This window comes from Pedobacter aquae (assembly GCF_008195825.1).
Classification (GTDB): domain Bacteria; phylum Bacteroidota; class Bacteroidia; order Sphingobacteriales; family Sphingobacteriaceae; genus Pseudopedobacter; species Pseudopedobacter aquae.
The window spans coordinates 1517660-1540542 of the sequence record NZ_CP043329.1 but is presented as its reverse complement, the minus strand read 5'-3'; the positions used below and the strand labels follow the sequence as shown (position 1 = coordinate 1540542).

General features: G+C 34.6%; 9 protein-coding genes and 1 pseudogene. 9 read left to right on the top strand and 1 reads right to left on the bottom strand.

All coding sequences use genetic code 11. The features are described 5' to 3' along the window. Position 1 precedes the first annotated feature (1 nt). Positions 2 to 3190 carry a SusC/RagA family TonB-linked outer membrane protein gene (locus tag FYC62_RS06710; protein WP_149074404.1) on the bottom strand — a complete coding sequence of 1063 codons (3189 nt, stop codon included), beginning with the start codon at positions 3188 to 3190 and terminating at the stop codon, positions 2 to 4. A gap of 265 nt (positions 3191 to 3455) precedes the next feature. Between FYC62_RS06710 and FYC62_RS06705 the strand changes: the two genes are divergently transcribed. The 9 genes and pseudogenes from FYC62_RS06705 to FYC62_RS06665 all read left to right on the top strand — a co-directional run bounded on the left by FYC62_RS06705 (position 3456) and on the right by FYC62_RS06665 (position 22799). Beyond that, positions 3456 to 5891 carry a glycoside hydrolase family 95 protein gene (locus FYC62_RS06705; protein ID WP_149074403.1) on the top strand — a complete coding sequence of 812 codons (2436 nt, stop codon included), beginning with the start codon at positions 3456 to 3458 and terminating at the stop codon, positions 5889 to 5891. After that, positions 5888 to 7201, top strand: coding sequence for a rhamnogalacturonan acetylesterase (locus tag FYC62_RS06700; protein WP_149074402.1), 1314 nt, complete (start codon positions 5888 to 5890; stop codon positions 7199 to 7201). Before FYC62_RS06705 ends, FYC62_RS06700 begins: the two co-directional genes overlap by 4 nt. Positions 7202 to 7519: 318 nt before the next feature. Continuing rightward, a pseudogene (locus tag FYC62_RS18140) lies at positions 7520 to 7879 on the top strand (fasciclin domain-containing protein); the annotation flags it as partial. A gap of 1865 nt (positions 7880 to 9744) precedes the next feature. Then, positions 9745 to 13035 (top strand): SusC/RagA family TonB-linked outer membrane protein, encoded by a 3291-nt coding sequence (locus tag FYC62_RS06690; protein WP_149074400.1) that lies wholly within the window; start codon positions 9745 to 9747, stop codon positions 13033 to 13035. 18 nt (positions 13036 to 13053) lie between these two features. Then, positions 13054 to 14559, top strand: coding sequence for a RagB/SusD family nutrient uptake outer membrane protein (locus FYC62_RS06685; protein WP_039448729.1), 1506 nt, complete (start codon positions 13054 to 13056; stop codon positions 14557 to 14559). A gap of 17 nt (positions 14560 to 14576) precedes the next feature. Next, on the top strand, positions 14577 to 16289 hold the full coding sequence (locus tag FYC62_RS06680; protein ID WP_039448642.1) for a fasciclin domain-containing protein: 1713 nt from the start codon (positions 14577 to 14579) through the stop codon (positions 16287 to 16289). Positions 16290 to 16366: 77 nt separating this feature from the next. Then, positions 16367 to 17791: a fasciclin domain-containing protein gene (locus tag FYC62_RS06675; RefSeq protein WP_149074399.1), complete on the top strand. Its 1425-nt coding sequence runs from the start codon at positions 16367 to 16369 to the stop codon at positions 17789 to 17791. Positions 17792 to 17818: 27 nt separating this feature from the next. Beyond that, complete coding sequence (locus FYC62_RS06670; protein WP_149074398.1) at positions 17819 to 21013, top strand: SusC/RagA family TonB-linked outer membrane protein; 3195 nt, start codon at positions 17819 to 17821, stop codon at positions 21011 to 21013. Between the two features lie 25 nt (positions 21014 to 21038). After that, the gene (locus FYC62_RS06665) at positions 21039 to 22799 is read left to right on the top strand and encodes a RagB/SusD family nutrient uptake outer membrane protein (protein ID WP_205943811.1); all 1761 of its coding nucleotides are present in this window, start codon (positions 21039 to 21041) and stop codon (positions 22797 to 22799) included. Positions 22800 to 22883: the final 84 nt, after the last annotated feature.

Here is a 22883-nt window from a genome sequence, read left to right as displayed (position 1 = left end):
TTTAAAATGAAGCGTTAAGGCCTAATACAAAAGTTCTAGAACTAATAGAGCTGAAAATATCTGGGTCTATAAACCCATTTTTGGTATATAAGAATGGATTTAATACCTGAGCATAGATGTTTAGATTGCTCATTTTTAAAGGCTGAATAGCTTTTTTAGGAAGATTATAGCCTAAAGATATGTTACGAACTTTAACAAAAGTACCATCCTGATAATTCATAGCAGAATAGAAAAGAGGTTGTCCTCCATTACCAAAATCGGCTCTAGGGTATTCATTACTTGGGTTGTCTGGTGTCCAATAATTAACTTTTCTAGAGTTATAACGCCCTTGTAAATCAGATGCGCCACCTTCAATTAGAAAGCCACCACGGGCTATAACAAAGAAAGATAAAGTCCAATTTTTGTAAGCTAGGGTATTGGTGATCCCTCCATTCCAAGTTCCAAAGCGGTTACCTAAAATTTGTCTGTCATTAATCGCATCAATTTTATAATCTCCATTAACATCCTCTACACGTATATCACCGGGTTTAAAATTAGAACCATTGGCATTAAATCTTGCAAGCTCATCGGTGTCAGAAGTTTGCCAAATTCCTATCTTTTTGTAATCATAAAAAATGTATGGATTTTCTCCTATAAAAAGGTTTTGTCCTACATCATCAACTTTACCAAAGGCGGTTTCTACAACTTCAGCATCATTTAAAGAAAGGTTAATGGTGGTGTTCCATCTAAAGTCTTTGCTGTCTACGTTTACAGTATTTACACTAAAATCTAAACCTTTACCACGTGTTTGGCCGGTATTAAAGAAAATGGAAGTAAAGCCCGTTACTAAATTCACGGGGCGGTTAAATAGTAAATCGTTAGTAGTGGTTCTATAAACATCTATACTTCCTGATATCCGATCTCTAAAAAATCCAAAATCAACACCCAAGTTTACTGATGTGGTTTTTTCCCAGCTTAACTCTCTATTGGGTAAAGTGCCAGGGTTTGCTGCTTTAGGGTCAGATGGGATATATCCCATAGAAACCTGAGAGCCAAAAACAATAGGCATTAAAATTATGGCTCCTGCTGTAGAGTAGGGGTCAACAGAAGAGTTTCCGGTTACACCGATACCTAAACGAGGTTTTAATTGCGATATCCAATTGATATTTTTGATGAAATTTTCTTGCTCCATTCGCCATGCAACTGATGCTGAGGGGAAGAAATCCCATTTATTACCTTCTGCTAGAACAGATGAGCCGTCCCATCTTGCAGAGGCTGTTAAGATATATTTATCTGATAAGGAATAATTAACCCTAGCCATGTAGGATGATAAGGTGTATTTGCTATAATTAGAGCCCCAGCCTTGTAATTTTCCTTGTGATGTTGAACCTAAATTATACCATAACTGACTGTTATAAGGTAAGTCTATAGCAGACATATCAGAACCATCGTTACGATTAAAAGTAGAACTCTGTAATAAGGTTAAACCAATTTTATGTTGCTTGTTGATGGTTTTATCATAATAAATAAGATTGTCTAATGTCCATGCAAAAGCTTGGTTTTGGCTTAATCTTGCAAAATTGGTAGATGTTGGGGCGCCACCACCTCTTAATAGAGATTGCTTGTCTTGAAACTGTCCGTTTCTGAAATTTCTAAAATCTGGTCCGAAGTTGATTCTGTATTTAAAATCTTTTAAGAAATTTAGCTCCGCATACAAGCTACCTAAAGCTCTTAAACTTGTTCTCTCATTAATCACAAATTTATCTTCCTGTATAGGGTTTACGATGTTGATGTCTGCCCCTGGGTTGTAAATAAATTGCCCATTAGCATCGTAAGGAACGGCAAAAGGTAACATGCCTAATGCAGCAGCATAAATACCGTTTGCACCTCTGCTACCAGTACCCATAAAGCCAAAATTTTGTACGCTCCATGTTCCTGTGATAGAACCTCCTAAACTAAACCATGTAGTAGGTTTTAAATCAAAACTGGTTTTAAGGTTATATCTTTTATAATCTTGTCCATTATTGGTGCCAACTTGGTCTAAATACCCGCCAGAAACATAAGCATTCATTTTTTCTGAACCCATACTTAAGCTTAAAGTATGGTCTTGGGTAATACCGGTTCTGCTTACATAATCTGTCCAATTGGTAGTAGGTATTAAATCTCCATTATAGATAGGAACTTGACTTACACCCCATAAAGCTTGCTCGGCAGCTGTTGTTGGCCTTGTTTGCGGAATAAGGTTTTCTTTGTCTAACCAAGTATAACCTCTTGCAATATTTTCCCAAGCATTAGGGTCGTTACCTAAAATACGTTTATCTTCTATTGGGTTTGGGTAAGGAGTAGAGTAACCAGAACTTGGGTTGTTTGATAAGGCCCGGTAAGCATCTCTTCTGTATTCTGCATATTCTCCGGCAGTAAAATTTTCATCCAAGTAATTGATGTAATCAAAATTGGTAATGAGGTTGTAATTGATTTTTGCTGTACCGCTTTTACCTTTTTTGGTGGTAATCATCACTACACCGTTAGCGCCTCTTGAACCAAATATGGCGGTAGAAGCAGCATCTTTTAAAACATCAATAGTTTCAATATCATGTGGGTTTATAGCGTCTATCCCGCCAGCGGTAAGTGGTATGCCATCTACCACATATAAGGGGTCGTTACCAGCTAGTAAAGATCTATTTCCACGTATTCTTATACTTCCTAGCTCACCCGGTCGGGCGTTAGAAGTTACATCAACACCAGCAGCTCTTCCCTGTAATGCTTGTATGGCGTTTTGTACTGGTACTTCTTCAATTTGTTTTGATGATACTTGGGCAATAGCTCCGGTTGCTTCTTTTTTAGTTACTGTACCGTAACCAACCACCACCACTTCTGTTAATTTTTCGGTATTGGTTTCTAGCTGAATTTGTAAGCTGCTAGTTGCTTGTGTAACTAAAATTTCTTTGGTTGTATATCCTAATGATTTTACAACCAATGTCTCACCTACGTTAGCGGTAATCTTAAAATTTCCATCAATATCTGTTAAAGTTGTGTTTTTTCCGTTTTTAACAGAAATATAAACACCAGGTATACCTAGACCGGCATCATCTTTTACTTGCCCGCTAATACTTTGTTGAGCCAATGTTTTGAGGCTTAAAGTACAAAGGATAAAGAGTAGGAAAACACCTTGCAAATACCTGCAAAGAGGCGAATAGAGTTTAATTTTCATAGTGAAATAATTTGGTTAACAAAAGGTTGTTACCAATCTTGAAAAAATAAAAGCAAGCCGAATGAATACGGATATAAGAAATTGTTTAAATAGGTACTATTGGCTATAATTAAAAAATATTTTCAAGATTGATGTTTGCTAAACTATAAATACCCATAAAGGAGTGCAACCTGCGGTGTCCTGAACATTATTTTATACAAGATGCTACAGGATGCATTTTGGAATATTATCTTATATCTTTCAAACGCCAATTATAAACAACACAATGAAAAGCTTTTTATGCTATTTGCTAACTGCAACTTTACTATTTGTTTTTTTCGATAGTCAAGCTCAGGATACGCAAAAAGAAAAGTTAGAACTTTGGTATAAAGAGCCAGCTAAAGATTGGAATGAAGCTTTACCCATTGGCAATGGTAGGTTAGGAGCCATGATATTTGGGCATCCATCCAAAGAATTGATACAATTAAATGAAGCCACACTTTGGACAGGTGGTCCGGCAGATTTAAATCCCAACCCATACGCTTTTCCTTATTTAGCGCAAGTACGCTCAGCTTTGTTTGCCGATAGTGTGCCTAAAGCAATTTCTTTATTGAAGAAAATGCAAGGTCTAAATACCAATATGTATCAGTCTTTGGGCGATATACTCATCCACCAAGAAATAAATAAAGAAGTAAAAAACTATAAACGAACTTTAGATATAGAGAAAGCACTAGCTACCACAACTTTTCAGCTTGATGGCGTTACCTATACCAGAGAAATGTTTTCTTCTTATCCAGACCAAGTGATGGTTTTACGTATACGTAGTGATAAAGCTAAAATGCTAAATTTTAGTATCTCTAACTCTCATTTGCTACAACATAAAAGCTTTGTTAATAAACAAAACGAATTGGTGTTACAAGGAAAAGCAAGAATAGAAAGTGATGAACGCAGAAACATTAAACCTATTATTTTTAACGATGATGAAGCTTGTAAAGGAATGCGTTTTGAGTGGCGAGTGAAAATCCTGAAAAACGATGGTATAATCAATTCTAAAGATAGTACGCTCAGCTTTAAAAATGCTACAGAAGTAGTACTCATCATAGCAGCGCAAACCTCTTTTAATGGGATAAATAAATGCCCGGATAAAGATGGTAAAGATGAAAAACAGGCTGTAACCAATGATATAAACCGAGTGGCTAAAAAAAGCTACCAAACTTTGCTAAAAGCACATCAGCAAGATTATCAATCTTATTTTAATAGGTTGTCTTTATCGCTAAAAGGAGAATATCAACCAGATTTTGATACCAAACAACGCTTAGCGCTTTATAAAAGTGGAAAGAAAGATACAGGACTAGAGATTTTATATTATCAGTTTGGTAGATACTTATTAATATCTAGTTCTAGAGCAGGCAGTCCGCCAGCAAATTTGCAGGGGATTTGGAATCATTTACTCAGACCATCATGGCGTAGTAATTATACCACAAATATCAATCTACAAATGAATTATTGGCCTGCAGAAATGACTAACCTGTCTGAGCTTACACAGCCTTTGATAAATCATATCGCTTTAATGGCTAAAAACGGAACAGCCACAGCACAAAACTATTATAAAATGAAAGGCTGGGTGGTGCACCATAATTCTGATGTATGGGCTCAAACTAATCCGGTAGGTGAAGGTGGTGGCGACCCAAAATGGGCAAATTGGTCATTAGGTAGTCCGTGGTTATCTCAGCATTTATTTGAGCATTATCAGTTCACAAAAGATAAAGAATACCTTAAAAATGTGGCTTATCCATTAATGAAAACAGCAGCTGCTTTTTGCGAAGATTGGTTGGTAGAGCATAAAGGCGAGTTAGTAACAGCGCCCTCAACATCACCAGAAAATGTTTACCTACATCCGGCAGGTTATAAAGGTGCGGTAACTATAGCATCAGCCATGGATATGCAAATTATTTGGGATTTATTTACCAATGTTATTGAGGCTGCAAAAGTTTTAAATACCGATGAAGAACTGATAAAAAGGCTCGAACAAAAGAAAGCTCTTTTACATCCATTACAAATTGGCAAAAAAGGTAATTTAATGGAGTGGTACGGCGATTGGGAAGACGAAGACCCTCAACATAGACACGTTTCGCATTTATTTGGACTGCATCCCGGTAGGCAAATATCTCCATTATTAACAGGTAAATATGCCGATGCTGCAAAACAAACATTAAACATGAGAGGTGATAGCGGAACAGGTTGGAGCAAAGCTTGGAAAATTAACTTTTGGGCAAGGTTATTAGACGGAGACCATGCTTATCTATTATATCAAGAACTGTTAAAAAACTCAACCCTAAACAATTTATTTGATACGCATCCGCCATTTCAGATAGATGGAAACTTTGGCGCAACAGCTGGCATAACCGAGATGCTTTTACAAAGTCATTTACAGTATGTACAATTATTGCCTGCTTTACCAAGCGCTTGGCCTGAGGGCGAGGTAAAAGGGCTAGTAGCCAGAGGAAATTTCCTTATCAATATGTCTTGGGCACAACAGCAATTGGCCAAAGCAGAAATATTATCTCGTAAAGGCGAAGATTGCAATATTTTAAGTTTGGTTCCCTTAAAAATACAGGAAACAGGCCAGTTGAGTAAGCAAATAACCATCAATAACAAAACCTATCATCAACTAAATTTTAAAACCAAAAGCAACCAATTACACACCCTTACAAAAATATGAGGATACTAAGTTTTTTACTTTTAGCTTTTACCTTTTCAGGGAGTTTACAGGCTCAACAAGCTGCTAGACCTAGTTATAAATTTGATTTTGGCAAAGCCGATTTAGGCGCTGAATATAAAAATATTAAACAAGGCGATAAATACAGCAAAGCATCAGTTTTTGGTTTTGATTTTGAAACTCAGCCTACATTTAGTGAGGTAAAAAAGGGCGCTTATGATGTAGTTTCATCAGACAAAGTTTTTTATTTCTCGGTAAATTTACCAGAAGGTAACTATGAAGTAAAAGTGCTTTTAGCAAACCCTCATGGTGATGCACTTAGTACCGTAAAAGCAGAGTCTAGAAGGCTGATGCTAAAAGATGTTAAAATCCCGAAAGGGAAATATAAGTATGAAAGCTTTATTGTAAACATCAAAGACAGAAACATAACGCCAGACAAGAAAGTAGCTTTAAAAGAAAGAGAGCTTACTAAACTAGATTGGGATGATAAATTAACCATCGAGTTTAACGGTAAAACCTCTTTAGCTGCTTTAGAAATCACTCCGGTTGATGATCAAATAACTGTTTACTTGGCAGGAAATTCAACGGTGGTTAATCAAGATACCGAGCCTTGGGCTGCCTGGGGGCAGATGATACCTTACTTTTTTAAACCCGGTGTTGCTATTGCTAACCATGCCGAATCTGGTTTAACGCTAGGTAGTTTTTTAGGCTCAAAACGTTTAGATAAAATTTTAAGTGTTATAAAACCCGGCGATTATCTGTTTATAGAATTTGGACATAATGACCAAAAAGATAAAGGCCCAGATGATGGTGCTTATAAATCTTATACAGAGCGTTTGAAGTTATTTGTAAATAGTGCCCGCAGTAAAAATGCCATCCCTATTATTCTTACTTCTACCAGCAGAAGGTCTTTTAATAAAGAAGGTAAAGTGGTAGAAACTTTAGGCGATTTTCCAGACGCAGCAAGAAAAGTAGCACAAGCATTAAATGTTCCTTTAATAGACCTTAACAAAGCAACAAAAATATTGTACGAAGCATTAGGAGAAGAAGAGTCAAAAAAAGCTTTAGTACACTATGCTGCAAATACTTACCCCGGCCAAACACAAGCCATTGCAGATAATACACACTTTAGTACTTATGGTGCTTTTCAGATTGCGAAAATAATCGTTAAAGAAATCATGCAGCAAGATATACGTTTAAAAAAGTACATCAAGAATTTTAAAAATTACTATCCTGCTAAGCCAGATGATCCAGCTACTTGGATTTGGCCTTTAAGTTTAAGAAACGATTTAGTAAAGCCTGATGGGAATTAATCCGGTTTTTTAGCTCTATAATGATATTTTTTAGGTCATCAGGCTACCTTACAGGATACTACAGGTTGCGGTTATTTTTTAATTGGTATACCTTAGATGATAACCAATAGCAGTAATGTATGATGCTGTTATAAAACCAAATAGTAACCTAATAAAACCAAAACATGACTAAATTTTACTTTAACCAAAGTAAGCCTTATTTAAGTGTAGATGATGTAGTAGTTCTAAGTACATGATACACTAAGTAAAGGTTTATAAACCTTTTATCATTCTTTTTTATAAGAATCCACTTTATATTTTTTTTAGATATACCCGATTATGTTAACATCAATTAAACGTGTTATCCTTTTGGTTATTGCCGCCAATGTTATGTTGCTAGGCTGCCAAAAAGATAAATTTGACGAGTACTATGGAAGGCCAGACTCTCTAGCCGATCCTATTTACCAGCAATTGGTTGCAAAAGGTAATTTTACCAGCTTTATTAAACTCATAGATAAAGCGTCCTATAAAGATATTCTATCTAAATCAGGATACTGGACACTTTTTGCCCCTAATGATGAAGCTTTCCAGCTTTATTTTCAAGAAAACGGTATTACCAATGCAGATGCTGTTTCTAAAGAGTTGGCAGAAAAAATTGTAAAATATGCATTAGTATTTAACGCATTTAAAACCGATAGAATTTCTGATTATCAGTCTAGTTTAGGTTGGGTACCAAACGTTGCCTATAAAAGAAGAACCGCTTATTACGATGGTTTTTACAAAGAGGTAGTTAATGGACAAGAACGTGTTGTTTTTTCTTCTAATAGAAATAACTCCTTAAGTAGTTTAGGTACACCCTATTATGTAGATGGGGATAACAATAATAAGTTTATTCCATATTTTCATGAAAAGTATATGACAGCTGCTGGTTTAACCGCTGCTGATTATAATTATTTCTACCCTAACCAAACTTACACTGGTTTTAATGTGGGTGCTGGTTCTGTTAAAACAGCAGATATTCTAGCTGAAAATGGTGTTATTCACGAAGTAACTTCAGTTAATGTTCCTTTACCAAGTATAGATCAATATTTAGCTAGCAAGCCAGAATATAGTTTGTTTAAATCTATTTTAGATAAGTATTTAGTTACCTACCAAAGAAATGAACTTGCTACTAGAAGATATAGAATATTAACAGGAAGCACAGAAGATGTTTTTATAAAAGTTTATCATCCGGCATTGGCATTTTCACCTAATAATGAAAATTTTCTAAAAGTTATGGATAATGATGGACAGGCAGATGGTTATAGCATGTTTGTGCCAACAAATGCCGTTCTTCAAGATTTTATCAATAACGTTATATTAGAACATTATCCTTCTTTAGATGCATTACCAACCTATATTTTAACAGATTTGATAAATGCACATATGTGGCAAACTACGGTGTGGCCTAGTAAGTTTAATGCAAGTATTAATCTTTTAGAAGAAGAAGCCAGATTTAATCCTAATACCAATATTGTAGATAAAAAAATGTTAAGTAATGGTATTTTCTATGGTACTAATAAAGTACAAGAAGCCAATACTTTCTATTCTGTTTACAGTGCGCCTTATTTAAATCCGGCTTTTACGTTAATGACAAGGGCCCTTAACGAAGAGTACAGAAGAATCATCAATAACTTAAGAATAAGATTTACTTTGTTTATGATGTCTGATCAAGTTCTAAAAGCAAAAGGATTTGATTTTGACGGAACTAGAAATGAGTGGGTTTATGTATCTCCGGCAACAGGTGTAAGAGTATCTGGTCCAGTAGCAAGATTAAGATTACAAAGAATATTATATAATCATATTGTTGCAACACCTAATAATGAGTTAAATAATTTATCAGGTTCTGGTATTATTAGAACAGGAGATAGAGATATCCCAGGTGAATATATCAAGTGGAATAATAATACTGTATTTGCGGCTGGTAATGAAGATTTAGGCAATATTGTAAACATTACAGGCTTTGAAGACACCAGAAACGGTAGGGTTTATTATACAGATAACATACTAGAGTTTAGTGAAAGATCAATAGGCTTAGAATTAGCAGCTTTAGCAGCACCAGTTGGTTCAGAATTTAGAAGATTTTTTGATTATTTAAATAGCTCTCCACTTTATAATCGTACAACTGGCGCTATAAATGGAGTAGCATTAGGTACATCATATACGCTATTAATACCTAACAATGCTTCTATAGCGGCCGCTGTCACAGCCGGGCTGTTACCTGCAAGCGCAACATCTACAAACGCTTTAGATATAGAAAGAGTTTCTTCTTTTATCAGATACCATATTTTGGTAAGAAATACGGTAGCGCCAGATGGTAATCAAAATATAACCTCTACAGAGACTCTGTTCAGAAATATAAATGATGAAATAGTAACTGTGAGAATAAATAATCAGTTAAATAATCTTTCTTTTTCTGGTCAGAACAACAACCGTACGGCAAGGGTCATCAATGGGCCAAGTAATAACCTTGCAGACAGAGCTTTAATTCATTTAGTTGATAATTATCTTGATTATAGATAGAAATGAGAAATATATTAAATAGTTATTTTTTAAGGGTATTAGCTGTAATAGCTTGTGTATTAAGTGCACAAGTGCTTATGGCTCAAAGCCCAGCCGCTTCTACTACGTTTATTGTAAGAGGAAGGGTAATAGATAGAACAGATAAACAACCTATTATTGGTGCATCTGTTGTAGAACAAGATAAAGATAAGCGTACTGTAACTGGGGTTGTTACAGATTTAAACGGAAACTTTGCTTTAAAAATGAAAGACCCTAAGCATACCATTTCAGTGTCTTATTTGGGGTATAAATCACAAGTAGCAGTAGTTAATGGTAGAACAAGTATTAATTTTTCTTTAGAATCAAACTTTAATGAACTAGAGGGAGTAACCGTAAGTGCAGCAAAATCTGGCAACACTGGTTTAATGACTATTGATGAAAGAGATTTAACAACTTCAAGTGTTTCTATTAGCGCAAGATCATTGCAAGAGATGCAATCTACCTCAATAGATGAGGCTTTACAAGGCAGAATCGCGGGTGTTGATATTGCATCAAACTCTGGAGACCCAGGTTCTGGTATGGCCATTAGAATTCGAGGTACATCTTCTATCAGTGGTGTTGCAGATCCTTTAATTGTTGTAGATGGTTTACCTTATGAAACATCTGTACCATCAGATTTTAACTTCGGTACCGCAGATCAAGATGGTTATGCTCAGTTATTAAATATTGCTCCGGCAGATATAGAAACCATCACCATCTTAAAAGATGCTGCTGCAACTGCTGTTTGGGGTGCAAGAGCTTCTAACGGAGTTTTATTAATTACTACAAAAAGAGGGGCTATTGGTAAACCTACTATCAATTATTCTTTTAGAGGTTCTTTAGCTACAGTGCCTTTAGGTATACCTCTTTTAAACGGAGACCAATATTCGCAGTTAATTCCAGAAATGGTGATGAATAGAAATGGTGTACCTTTAAATACTTTAACGGTAAAAGAGTTTCAGTATGACCCTAGTGATGTTTATTGGTATAAAAACTATAGTAATAATACCGATTGGATAGATGCAATTACACAAACAGGTTTATCTGGTGACCATACCTTATCCCTTCAAGGTGGTGGAGAGAAAGCTAAATACTATACTTCAGTTGGGTATTTAGACCAAATTGGGGTAACCAGAGGGACTGGTTTAGATAGGATTTCTGCTCGTTTAAACTTAGATTATACCGTTTCTGATAGAATTAGATTTAGAACTGATATTGCCTATACCCACTCTGTAACAGATAGAAATTATGTTAACGGAGACCGTGATAACCTAGACGGATTAAGAAGTGTTGCCAATACCAAAATGCCTAACATGAGCATTTATGAATATGATGAATTTGGAAATTTAACACCAAATTTCTTTTCTCCAGCAAGAAATATTCAGGGTGCTTTTCCTGGTACTTACAATCCTGTAGCCATGGCAGAGTTTGCCTCAAACAGACAAAGAGGAGAGAGGATAACACCAATATTTAACTTAAAATACGATATCATTCCTAATGTGCTCTTTTCTGATTTCTCTGTAATGTTTGATATCAATAATAGCAAAATCAATAATTTCTTACCTCAAAATGCAACAGGTAGACCATATACAGAAACCGTTGTTAACAGAGCAGGAGACTCTGATTTAGATCAATTTAGAGTTCAATCTAAAGCTAATATTATTTTTAAGCCTTTTGTTGGCGAGAAGCATGAGTGGCAAAGTATTCTTTCTATCCAAACAGATGATTATAGAGGTGTTTTCCATGAAGCTTTAACTTCAAATACAGCATCTTCTTTATTAACAGATCCATCTGTTCCATCAAGAACTCAAAATACCGAGTTAAGATTATTAACCAGCATTGGTGAGTCTAGAAATATTGGTACTTTAATTAGTACACAATATAAATATGATGATAGATATATTGTTAACGTTGGTATCAGAGCAGATGGTAGCTCAAAATTTGGCCCTAATAATAGATTTGGATATTTCCCATCTATATCAACACGTTGGAGAATGTCTGCAGAGAAATTTATGCAGAAGTTCAAATTTATTGATGACTTGAGCGTAAGAGCAAGTTACGGAGAGTCTGGAAGGGTGCCAAGAGCAGATTATTTATTCTATAATTTCTACAATAATTTCCAATCTAACTACTTAGGCTTATCAGGAGTTTTTCCTGCCAATATAGAGCTTAACAATTTAAAATGGGAAACCGTAGCAGGTTCTAACCTTGGTTTTAACCTAGAAATGTTCAACAGAAAATTAAAAATTGATGTTGACTTATATAGAAACAGGTCTACCGATTTATTATTTGAAAACTTACAAGTTTCCTCTGTTTCTGGTTTTAATGATATCGACTTAAACTATGGTAAATTAGATAACCAAGGTTGGGAAGTTGGTATTAATGCTACCCCATATAAATCAAAAAATTTAACGATTGATTTTGGTTTCAACATCGCTAGAAACGTAAATATCATACGTGAAATTTCCGAATTCTTTCCTGCAGAAGAAGGTTTTGCCGATAGAAACGGTAGTTATAAGCGTTTCTTAAGAATGAACAATCCTTATGGTTCTTTTTACGGATACAGATTTAAAGGGGTTTATAAAGATCAAGATGCAACCATTGCAAGAGATGCAGATGGTAACCAAATTTTTGGTCCAGATGGTCAGCCAATTTATATGCGTTTTAACTATCCTAGAACGGATTACATTTTTCAGGCAGGAGACGCCATGTATGAGGATATCAATAACGACGGAAATATAGACTCTAGAGATATTGTATATCTAGGTAATAGTAATCCTAAATTCACTGGTGGTTTTGGTCCTTCATTCAATTATAAAAATCGTATTAGATTAGCTTTGTTTTTTAGTTACAGAATTGGTTATGAGGTTATTAACCAAACAGATATGTTAACCACTAATTTAACAGGTTTCAATAATCAAAGTACCGCAGTTTTAAGAAGGTGGAGAAATCCAGGAGATGAAACGGATATTCCAAGAGCATTATTTGCATCAGGATTTAATTGGTTAGGTTCAGACAGATACGTAGAGGATGCGTCATTTGTACGTTTTAGAACAGCAACACTTAGCTATAGCTTAGGAAAAGATATGTTAAAGAAACTTAAACTTGCTGATGTAAGAGTGTTTTTAACTGGTGAGAATATCTTCACATTAACCAATTATAGAGGTCAAGACCCTGAGGTAAATATGCAGCGTGGTGTTTTCGGAATCGCACTAGACAATTCTAGAACTCCCCCTACAAAAAGATTTACTTTCGGCTTATCAACCAGGTTTTAATTGAAAAGAATTAAAGTTATGAAACTTAGAAAAATTTATATTACGCTTTTATTAACCCTGTTTTTAGGAAGTTTTACTTCTTGTAATAAGTGGTTAGAGCTAAAACCACAAGATGGTATCGTAGGTAGTGAGTTTTGGCAAACTAAAGAGCAAGTTCAATCCGCTGTAATTGGATGTTATAGTTCTTTGTTAACCTCTCCTCCGGGAAACCGAGATGCTCCATTAGTAGAATTGTTATTTATGTATGGCGAGTTAAGAGGAGATATGGTTACACAGGGGCCTTTTGCAAGTATTGATGAAATTGATTTAATTGAAGTTAACGTTTTAGAAACCAGTAACCTTACTAATTGGAGAACATTTTATAGAATTATTAACTATTGCAATAATGTTATTGATTTGGCTCCGGCTGTTTTACAAAGAGATCCAACACTAACACAAACAGAATTAAATGGCTATGTAGCAGAGGCATTAGGTTTAAGAGCATTTTTATATTTAACTCTTGCTAAAACCTGGGGCGATGTACCTTTAAAATTAACAGCAACTAAAAGTGATGCTGATAATTTCCAAATACCACAATCAACACAGTTACAGGTTTTTCAGCAGATAGAGAAAGATTTAATAGAGGCAGAAGCTAAAGCTAAAACTACACATGGTAGTGTAGCTGCAGATAAAGGGCGTATTACAAAACATACGATTAATGCCATGCAGGCAGAGCTTTACCTTTGGTTAGAAGATTATAACAAATGTATAGAGGCATGTCAGAAAATAGAAGATTCTGGTAGATTCTCGCTTGTACCAGGCAATAACGCTTGGTTTAGTACGCTCTATGCAAATGGTAATTCTTCAGAAGGTATTTTTGAGTTTCAATTTGATTTACAACAACTAAATCCTTTTTATGTGATGTTTTTTCAACGTCCAAGATTTTTAGCTTCTACTAGGGTTATGGAACAAGTATATCAAATTGATTTTACCGATGAAACAAAATTTGATATTAGAGGAAATGGTGCTTCTTTAATAGCTAGCGATAATACCATCTATAAATATTTAGGTGAGGATAGAAACACTAGAAAAACGTTAGAGCAATCTTTTACCCACTGGTTCGCATATAGATATGCAGATGTTTTATTAATGAAAGCCGAAGCACTTAATGAAATTGGAGATGGTAAAAAAGCTGTTGAATATATAGAAATGATTAGGTCAAGAGCAAATGCTCTTACACAAACACGTACAGATTTTGCAGATCCAGATTCTGATAAACCTGGGGTAACTGATTATATTTTGCAAGAACGAGCAAGAGAATTTGCTTTTGAAGGAAAAAGATGGTTTGATGTCTTAAGAAATGCAAAAAGGAATAATTACCAGCGTTTAGATTTAATTATTGACATGGTTACCGCTAGTGCACCGCCAGATAAACAGCGATCTATTATTTCTAAATATAGAGACTTTAATAGCCATTACTTGCCTGTAAATTTTACAGAGTTAAGAACGAATAAAGCTTTGGTACAAAATCCTTTTTATAAATAAATCTAATTAAATAGAATATGGAAAAGTTTTTTAAATACAACCGTTTACCTATAATAGCAATAATTCTATTATTAATATTAAGTGTTTCCGCTTGTAGAAAAGAATTATTTACACAAACTACAGATGATAGTGTAAATATTACAGGTTTTTTTGAACAGGAGGCTTCTGAATTTTCTGAATTTAAGAAGGCATTAAAATTAACAGGCAATGCCTCTTATTTAGCTGCTTATGGCACCTATACTGTTTTTGCTCCTAATAATAATGCTTTTAAGCTATTTTTAGAAGAACAAGGCAAAACCAGTTTAGAGCAAGTAGATTTGGATGTTTTAAAAGATGTTGTAAAATTACACATCATACAAGATACCATTTCAACAACTTCATTTACTGATGGTAAAATTAAAACACCTACAGCTTTAGGTCAGTTTTTAACCTCTGGTGCAACCAATGAAGATGGTATCACCAGTATCATCATTAATAAAACAGCCCGTATTACCAGAAGCAATATAAAAGTTGGTAATGGTATTATACATTGTTTAGACCGTGTCTTACAAAAATCTGTAAGGACATTGGCACAAGAAATAGCTTCTAAACCAGAACTTTCTATATTTAACGAAGCTTTAATTGCTACAGGCTGGGATATTAAATTAAATGCTCCTGTAACAGTAAACAATGGTACACCAAGTTATGTAGCTGTTTTGGCTATAACCAATGATGTTTATAGAAGAGAAGGAATAAACTCGTTTACTGATTTAAAAAATAAATATTCATCAACTAATAATCCTTTAAATTTAACCGACAGTTTAAATCTTTATATAGCCTATAAAGTTTTACCAGGTTTAAAATACATGGCAGATATTGTTACTGCTCCATCACATGAAACCAAAGCTCCTTTAGAAATTATTAGTGTTAAGCTATCTAAGGATACAGTGTTGTTTAACGAGGATATTTTTGCCGGAGTTTTAGAAAAAGGGGTAAGTGCTAACCGTCAGTTAAGTGATGTATCTACCACAAATGGTGTATTACACTTCGTTAATGGAGATTTTTCTATCAAGAAAAGAGTACCAACAGCTGTTTTTTGGGATGTTGCAGATCAACCAGAGTTTCGTCAGTTACCTTCTATTTTTAGAGTATCTGGTAGATCACAGGCTTTTCCATTAAATAGTTTAAGAGACATTAAATGGGGTGGGCTTTTAAACCCTGCACTAACTTATAGTTGTAATAGTACAGGTAATTTTGCAGGGGCATATTTTTCAGACTATATCAGTATTAATTTAAGGACTGCAGTTGCGCAATGGATAGAGTTTAGAACACCAGTTATCATTAGAGGGCGCTACAAAGTATGGATTTCTTTTAGAGCACTACGTGGTAGTGGTAACTGTCAGAATATTGCTAATGCTTCTCTAAATGGTGTGCCTTTCTCAAGAACAGTTAGTTTCGGAGAGTCCAGAATCAGAACAAAATCAGATCCAGGTTCTGTTGCCACAGATCCGTCTGCAGAAGAGTTAGAAGCACAAGGATTTAAAAATCCTATTACATTTAACAGCTTTAATTGGAATTGTCGCTTTTTAGGTACTATGGATATTCAAACCACTAATAGACATATTTTTAGACTTGATCCGTTAACCAATTGTAATGCGCTATCTACCACAATTGATATGATACATTTTATACCAGTAGATCAAAACCAGTTAACACCAAGGTTTGGACCTAACGGAGAGATAGTTTATTAATTAACCAAAAATATAATCATCGGCTATTGTATTTTCAGAATAGCTGATGATTAAGTTTTATAAATAATCCATAAAGGATGAATATTCGCAAACATATAAACACACTACTATCAGCCACCTTGCTTTCTTTAGCAATTTACGGATGTAATGATAAATGGGATGAGCATGTAGCCGTTACCGATGAGATTGTTAATGATAATCTTTTTGAGCAGCTTTCAGAAAATAACGAATTATCAGAGTTTAATAAACTTCTGGTAAAAACCGGTTATGATACAGTTATAGCCGCATCTAAAACCTATACCGTTTTTGCGCCTAATAATGATGTTATTACAGCCTTAAGTCCATCATTAATAAATGATACCGCACAACTTAAGAGATTTGTTGCAAACCATATTGCAATATCGGCCTACCGTACAGATATGGCCTCAGATTCTTTAAACCTTAAAATGTTAAGCGGTAAAAATTTGGTTTTTTTACAAAACGAGATAGATGAAATTCAAATTACTACGGCTAATAAATTTGCAGCTAATGGTATTTATCACATCATTAATGGTGCTTTAACTCCTAGAAGTAGTATTTGGGAATATCTTAGAAGTAATAATACTGCTTACCGCCAAGCGGCTTTCATTACTGCTTTAGACACCATCAATATATACCCTAATGGCCAAACCAATACTGGCAATGTTTTATTTGATAATGAGTTTACCCGCGAGACCTACAACATCAGAAACGAAGAGGTAAAATATACCATGTTTTTAATGCAAGATGCAGCGCTTACTATAGAGGTAAATAAATTATTACCTTACTTTTTAAGACCATCTATAGACACCAATACAAACATTGCTACTCAATACGCTATCAGAGATTTAGTTTTTCCTGGCGAGTTAAAAGCAAGTAACCTTCCAGATACTTTAATTTCAAAATTTGGTGTCAAAGTTCCTGTTAACAGAAACAATATTATAGAAACTATTAAAACAAGTAACGGTCTTATTCATATCGTTAGAAATATGAACGTAGAATTAAGACACCGTTTAGTTACCACTAAAATAGAAGGAGAAAACCCTAGACAATTTATTCCAGGAGATAGAAGAGGTAATACTTATTTCAGAAATAAAAGAGACCCACAAGGTATTTTATTTAATGATTTGATGGTACAAAACCACGGTGTTTCATTATTTGAAGTAGGCTATAATACACCTTTATTGTATAGTACAACTTACAGGGTATTTTGGAGAGCTATAAACGATATACAAACCAATGTTTTCCAACAGAGATTAAGAGTAGGTGGTGTAAGAAACGCAGCTGGTTTAGTTGTTAATACCATTACAACTTTCCCTTATCTTAATGTTAATGTAAACGATTACACTGAAGTTTACATTGGCGATTTTACTCTTACAAATACAGCAAATATACCACTTGCTTTAATTGGCGCTACAGTTACCACTAATGGAAACAATACCGTAACGCTTGATTATTTAAGGCTGGTTCCAATTATAAAGTAATAATTGTTAAAATATAGAATTATTAAGATGCAAATAAAACCTAAACATATACTAACTTATAGCTGCTTATTTACTTTAAGTGTCTTAAGCTTTAACGTTATTGCTCAACAAAAAGATAGTGTTACTATAAACGCAACTCTAACAGCCAAAGCAATTAAAATAAATGGTGTAGTTAAAGACGCTATTACAGGGATGCCCTTAGCTGGTATAAACGTTTCTCAGCCAAATTTTTCAGCTAATATTACTGATGATAAAGGTAGATTTACCTTATCCGTACGTTATCCAAACTCTACTATTCTTATTAGTGGTAGTGGTTATCAAACCAAAGAGGTTGCTTTAAAAGGCAGGCAAGAGGTAGATATTGTTCTTTATGAATCTGGTTACACCTCCTTTTATGAAGAAGTTAATACTCCAGTTGGGGTAAAGCCAGAAAGCCAAGTTACTTTTGCTACCAAGTCTTTAAATGTTGATAAAACGCAGTGGGAAGCAGCATCAGAAACTCCTGGTACTTTTTTACAAAGTAGGTTAGCTGGTGTTAATGCTGTTCGCCGTTCTGGCACCTCAAATAGCGATGTTACTTTGTGGTTAAGAGGTTTTAACTCTTTATACGCAACTAATAAACCCTTAATTATTGTTGATGGTGCTATTTACGATACGGAAGATTATAGCTCAGAATTGATGGGAAATAACTTCAATAATGCCCTAGCCAATATTGATGTTAAGGATATCGAAGATATCAGCATCATTAAAGATGGTTCTTCATTATACGGTACCAAAGGCGCAAATGGTGTAATTTTAATTAGTACTAGCCATGCTAAAGAGTTAACTACAAAAATGGATTTTGCGGTATACGGAGGCTTTAATCAACAGCCACAGAATATACCTTTATTAAATGCTGGCCAATATCGTTCTTACTTAACTCAGGTTTTACAAACCAGAGGTTTAAGTCAAACGCAAATTCAAGCTCAGCCTTTTATGAATGACAATTCAGCAAATGCAAATTTTTACACCTACAATAACAATACAAATTGGCAAGACAGGGTTTTAAGAGATAGCTACAATCAAAACTATTACATGAAAGTAACAGGTGGTGATAATATAGCAAAATACTCATTATCTTTAGGTTATGTAAATAATGATGGTGCAGTAGAAAACACCGATTTTTCTAAGTACAACATGAGGTTAAATGGCGATTTAAACTTAACGCCTAAATTAACCATGCAGGCAAACTTATCTTTCTATTACAACCAACAAAATTTAAGAGACCAAGGAAATAACTTTAACACCACCAGTCCGCTTTATTTAGGCTTAACAAAAGCACCTTTCTTAGCATCTAATGTTTTTGGTGCAGATGGTACACAGTCTCCAAATTTTGCAAATACAGATATTTTTAATGTAAGTAACCCTGCAGTTTTAGTTTCTGATAATACAGTTGGTATCAATAGAAATTATAGATTTTTTGGTAACCTACAATTTAACTATAAAATAGGCAAAGACCTTAATTTAGCTACTATTGCCGCTATTACTTTTGATAAAGGCAGAGAAAATTTCTTTTTACCACAGTTAGGTGTAACTAGTGATACCTTAAGAACAGCAGTTGCTTTAAACAGGTCTGGTAGCGAGATTTCTAGATTATTTAGTGTTTATAACGATACCTATTTAGACTATAAAAAAACTATAGCTAATAAACACAGCTTTAGCTCAAGACTAGGTCTACGTACTCAAAGTAATGATTCTGAAAGTGATTTAGGGTTAGGTTTTAACTCTGCAACTGATGATTTCTTAAGCGTAGGTGCAGGTAGCACTACTTTAAGACAAATAGGAGGAGCCTTAGGAAGCTGGAATTGGATGAACCTTTATATGGCTAACAATTACGGTTTAATGAATAAATACTTCCTTACGCTTAACCTTGCATTAGATGGTTCTAGCAGATTTGGAAGAGATGCAGACAATGGCGCTGTAAAAATTGGTCAGCACAAATTTGCTTTCATGCCATCTATTGGTGCAGCATGGCTAATTTCTTCTGAAGACTTTATGGCCAATAATAATTTTATAGATTTCTTAAAACTAAGAGCTTCTTATGGCATTACCGGTAATGATGATATTGGTAATTACGCTTCAAGATCTTATTATGTATCTCAAAACTTAATTGGTATACAAGGTTTAGTAAGAGGTAATATTGGTAACTCTGCTTTACAATGGGAAACTGTTAAAAAAGCTAATATTGGGCTTGATGTAGCCGTATTAAAAGAAAAATTAAGCTTTACTTTTGATTACTACAACAACCAAACTACAAACATGATTGTGTTTGAAGGATTAAACGCTTTCACCGGTTTTGATTTTGCTATCAACAACAACGCAGCCATGAGAACCAATGGTTTCGAGTTTACCGCAAACAGCAGAGTTATAGGAAAATCTAAACTAAAATTAGATTTAGGCTTAAGCATTTCTAGATATAAAAACCAAATTACTTCTTTGCCATCTGGCGAGTTTTTGACCAATTTTGGTGGGGCTACTTATATCACCAAAGAAGGTCAGGATGCTAATTTATTCTATGGTTTAACCAGCAACGGGATTTTTGCTACACAGGCAGAAGCTACCGCATCTGGTTTATTAAGAAGATTACCTAACGCATCTTTAGTGCCTTATGAAGGTGGCGATGTTCGTTTTGTTGATTTAAATGACGATAATATTATTGACGATTTAGATAGAAAAGTTATCGGAAATCCTAATCCAGATTTTGTAGGTATGTTCAATAGTGTTTTAACATACAAAAGATTCTCTTTAAACGCGTTCTTTAATTTTTCTATTGGTAATGATTTATATAACGGTACCAGAAATAAGCTAGAGAGCATGTCTGGTTTCGAAAATCAAACTCAAGTAGCTTTAAACAGATGGAGAGCCGATGGACAAATAACCAACACACCAAGAGCAAACTGGGGAGACCCTATGGGTAACGCACAATTTTCTGACCGTTGGATAGAAGATGGCTCTTACCTAAGGTTAAGAACTTTAGCTTTAGCTTATGATGTGCCTGTAAAAAGCAAAATCTTTAAAGCAGCTAAAGTTTATGTAACAGCAAATAACTTATTTACTGTATCTAACTATTTAGGTTTTGATCCAGAGTTTAGCGCTAACTCGGCTTTATTTGCCCAAGGTGTTGATATTGGTTTAGTACCACAAGTAAGAACTTTCCAATTAGGTTTCAAATTAGGACTATAACCACAGTAGAATTTTTAGCATAGAAATGATGAAATTAAAAATCAATAAAAGAAAATGGTTAAGCTATGCGGCAATTGCTATGTTAGCAGTAACCACTGTGTCTTGTAATAAATTTTTAGAAGTAGAACCACAAGATAGATTAGTAAAAGAGCAATACTATAGAAACGTATTTGATGCCGATGCTGCCGTACTAGGGGTTTATGGTAAAATGATGAATTTAGCCAAGCAATATGTAATCTTAAACGAATTAAGAGCAGATTACATGACGGTTACAGAAAATTCTGACCCTTTTTTACGTGAAATTAATAACCATGAAGTAAGCGCTGCTAACCCTTACATTAGCCCTAAACCATTTTATGAAGTTATTATAAACTGTAATGATGTCTTAGCAAATTTCGATATCATGCTAAGAGAAAATAAGTTTACACAAGACCAATACAACCAACGCTATTCTGATGTTGCTTGTATCAGATCATGGGTTTACTTACAGTTGGGTATCCATTTCGGTACTATCCCTTACATTACAGATCCTTTAGAAGATTTAAATGATATTAAAGACACCAATAAGTTTCCACGTGTAAACTTTGATCAGTTATTAGATATTTTGGTTCCCTTTGTTGAAGGTTTACCTTATAAAAACACTTATGCTAATAACGCTTCTTTAATTACAACAGTAGACGGTTACCCAACAGCAAAATTTTTCATCAATAAACAATGCTTAATTGGCGATTTAAACCTTTGGAAAGGTAATTATAGAGCTGCCGCTACAGCTTATAAAGCTGTTATGACAAGTTTTGAAAATACAGGTAATGATAACGATAGGTTTAATATTTACAAAGTTAGATTTGCCGAAGTAGCCACCAATAATGATATTTCTGTGGGTTATATCCGTTTCAGAGAGCAAGATGCTACAGCTTTAATCAATAGCATTACGCAAGGCTGGAAATCTATTTTTGCTAGAGGTAGAGATGAGTTATGGAACCAAGAATGGATTTGGGCGCTACCTTTCAGTAAAAACTTTCAGCCAGAAAATCCTTTTATCGAGTTGTTTTCTGTAAATGGTGGTAAATATCTTTTAAAACCATCTGCACAAGGTATACACAATTGGAATTCAGAAACGCAAAGAAACGGTATCCCTTATGATGCTCGTAAAGTACTTTCTATTCAGGAGCATCCATCTAGGCCAATTATAATGAAATATCTTTATTATTATTTAGATGATAGAACTTTAACTCCACGTGTTTTATTTGAAAAAGAAGGTAATTGGTTTTTATACAGAGCAGCAACTTTACACCTACGTTTTGCGGAAGCAGCAAACCGTGATAACAGACATAAACTAGCAGGTGCCTTTTTAAATACGGGTATCAATAATGTTTTCGATCCTACACCTGGTGTGTCAGGTAGAAATGTTTCAAACATACAACAAACATTTGACGCTGCACCTTATGATTTTGACGCTAGAAATGGTGATTTTCCTTTCTTTAGAGCAAATTGGCACCGCCATAATGGTTTAAGAAACAGAGCCAATTTACCTGCAAGAACCGTAGTTGGCGATAGTACCTTAACCATAGAAAACGATTTAATAACAGAAGCTGGTTTAGAAACCGCTTTTGAAGGTAACCGTTGGGGAGATTTAATGCGTATTGCAAGAAGAAGAAGTGAACCAGCTTACCTTGCTGATAGAATTTATAATAAATTATTAAGAGAAGGTAATCCTAACGCTACAGCTGTAAGAAATAAATTACTAGATCCTAATAATTGGTATTTACCATTTAAGTTAGATTAATATTGTACAGGATACAACAGGTTGCGGAGCATGTTTTATTCACCTAGTTTTGAGCTTCCTTTGCAAAAGATATTAACTCGTTTG

Bases quoted from the DNA above. Each gene is read 5' to 3' on its own strand.
- FYC62_RS06705 (WP_149074403.1), top strand. From the start codon at position 3,456: ATGAAAAGCTTTTTATGCTATTTGCTAACTGCAACTTTACTATTTGTT.
- FYC62_RS06685 (WP_039448729.1), top strand. From the start codon at position 13,054: ATGAAACTTAGAAAAATTTATATTACGCTTTTATTAACCCTGTTTTTA.
- FYC62_RS06680 (WP_039448642.1), top strand. From the start codon at position 14,577: ATGGAAAAGTTTTTTAAATACAACCGTTTACCTATAATAGCAATAATT.
- FYC62_RS06710 (WP_149074404.1), bottom strand. From the start codon at position 3,190: ATGAAAATTAAACTCTATTCGCCTCTTTGCAGGTATTTGCAAGGTGTT.
- FYC62_RS06675 (WP_149074399.1), top strand. From the start codon at position 16,367: ATGAATATTCGCAAACATATAAACACACTACTATCAGCCACCTTGCTT.
- FYC62_RS06700 (WP_149074402.1), top strand. From the start codon at position 5,888: ATGAGGATACTAAGTTTTTTACTTTTAGCTTTTACCTTTTCAGGGAGT.
- FYC62_RS06665 (WP_205943811.1), top strand. From the start codon at position 21,039: ATGATGAAATTAAAAATCAATAAAAGAAAATGGTTAAGCTATGCGGCA.
- FYC62_RS06690 (WP_149074400.1), top strand. From the start codon at position 9,745: ATGAGAAATATATTAAATAGTTATTTTTTAAGGGTATTAGCTGTAATA.
- FYC62_RS06670 (WP_149074398.1), top strand. From the start codon at position 17,819: ATGCAAATAAAACCTAAACATATACTAACTTATAGCTGCTTATTTACT.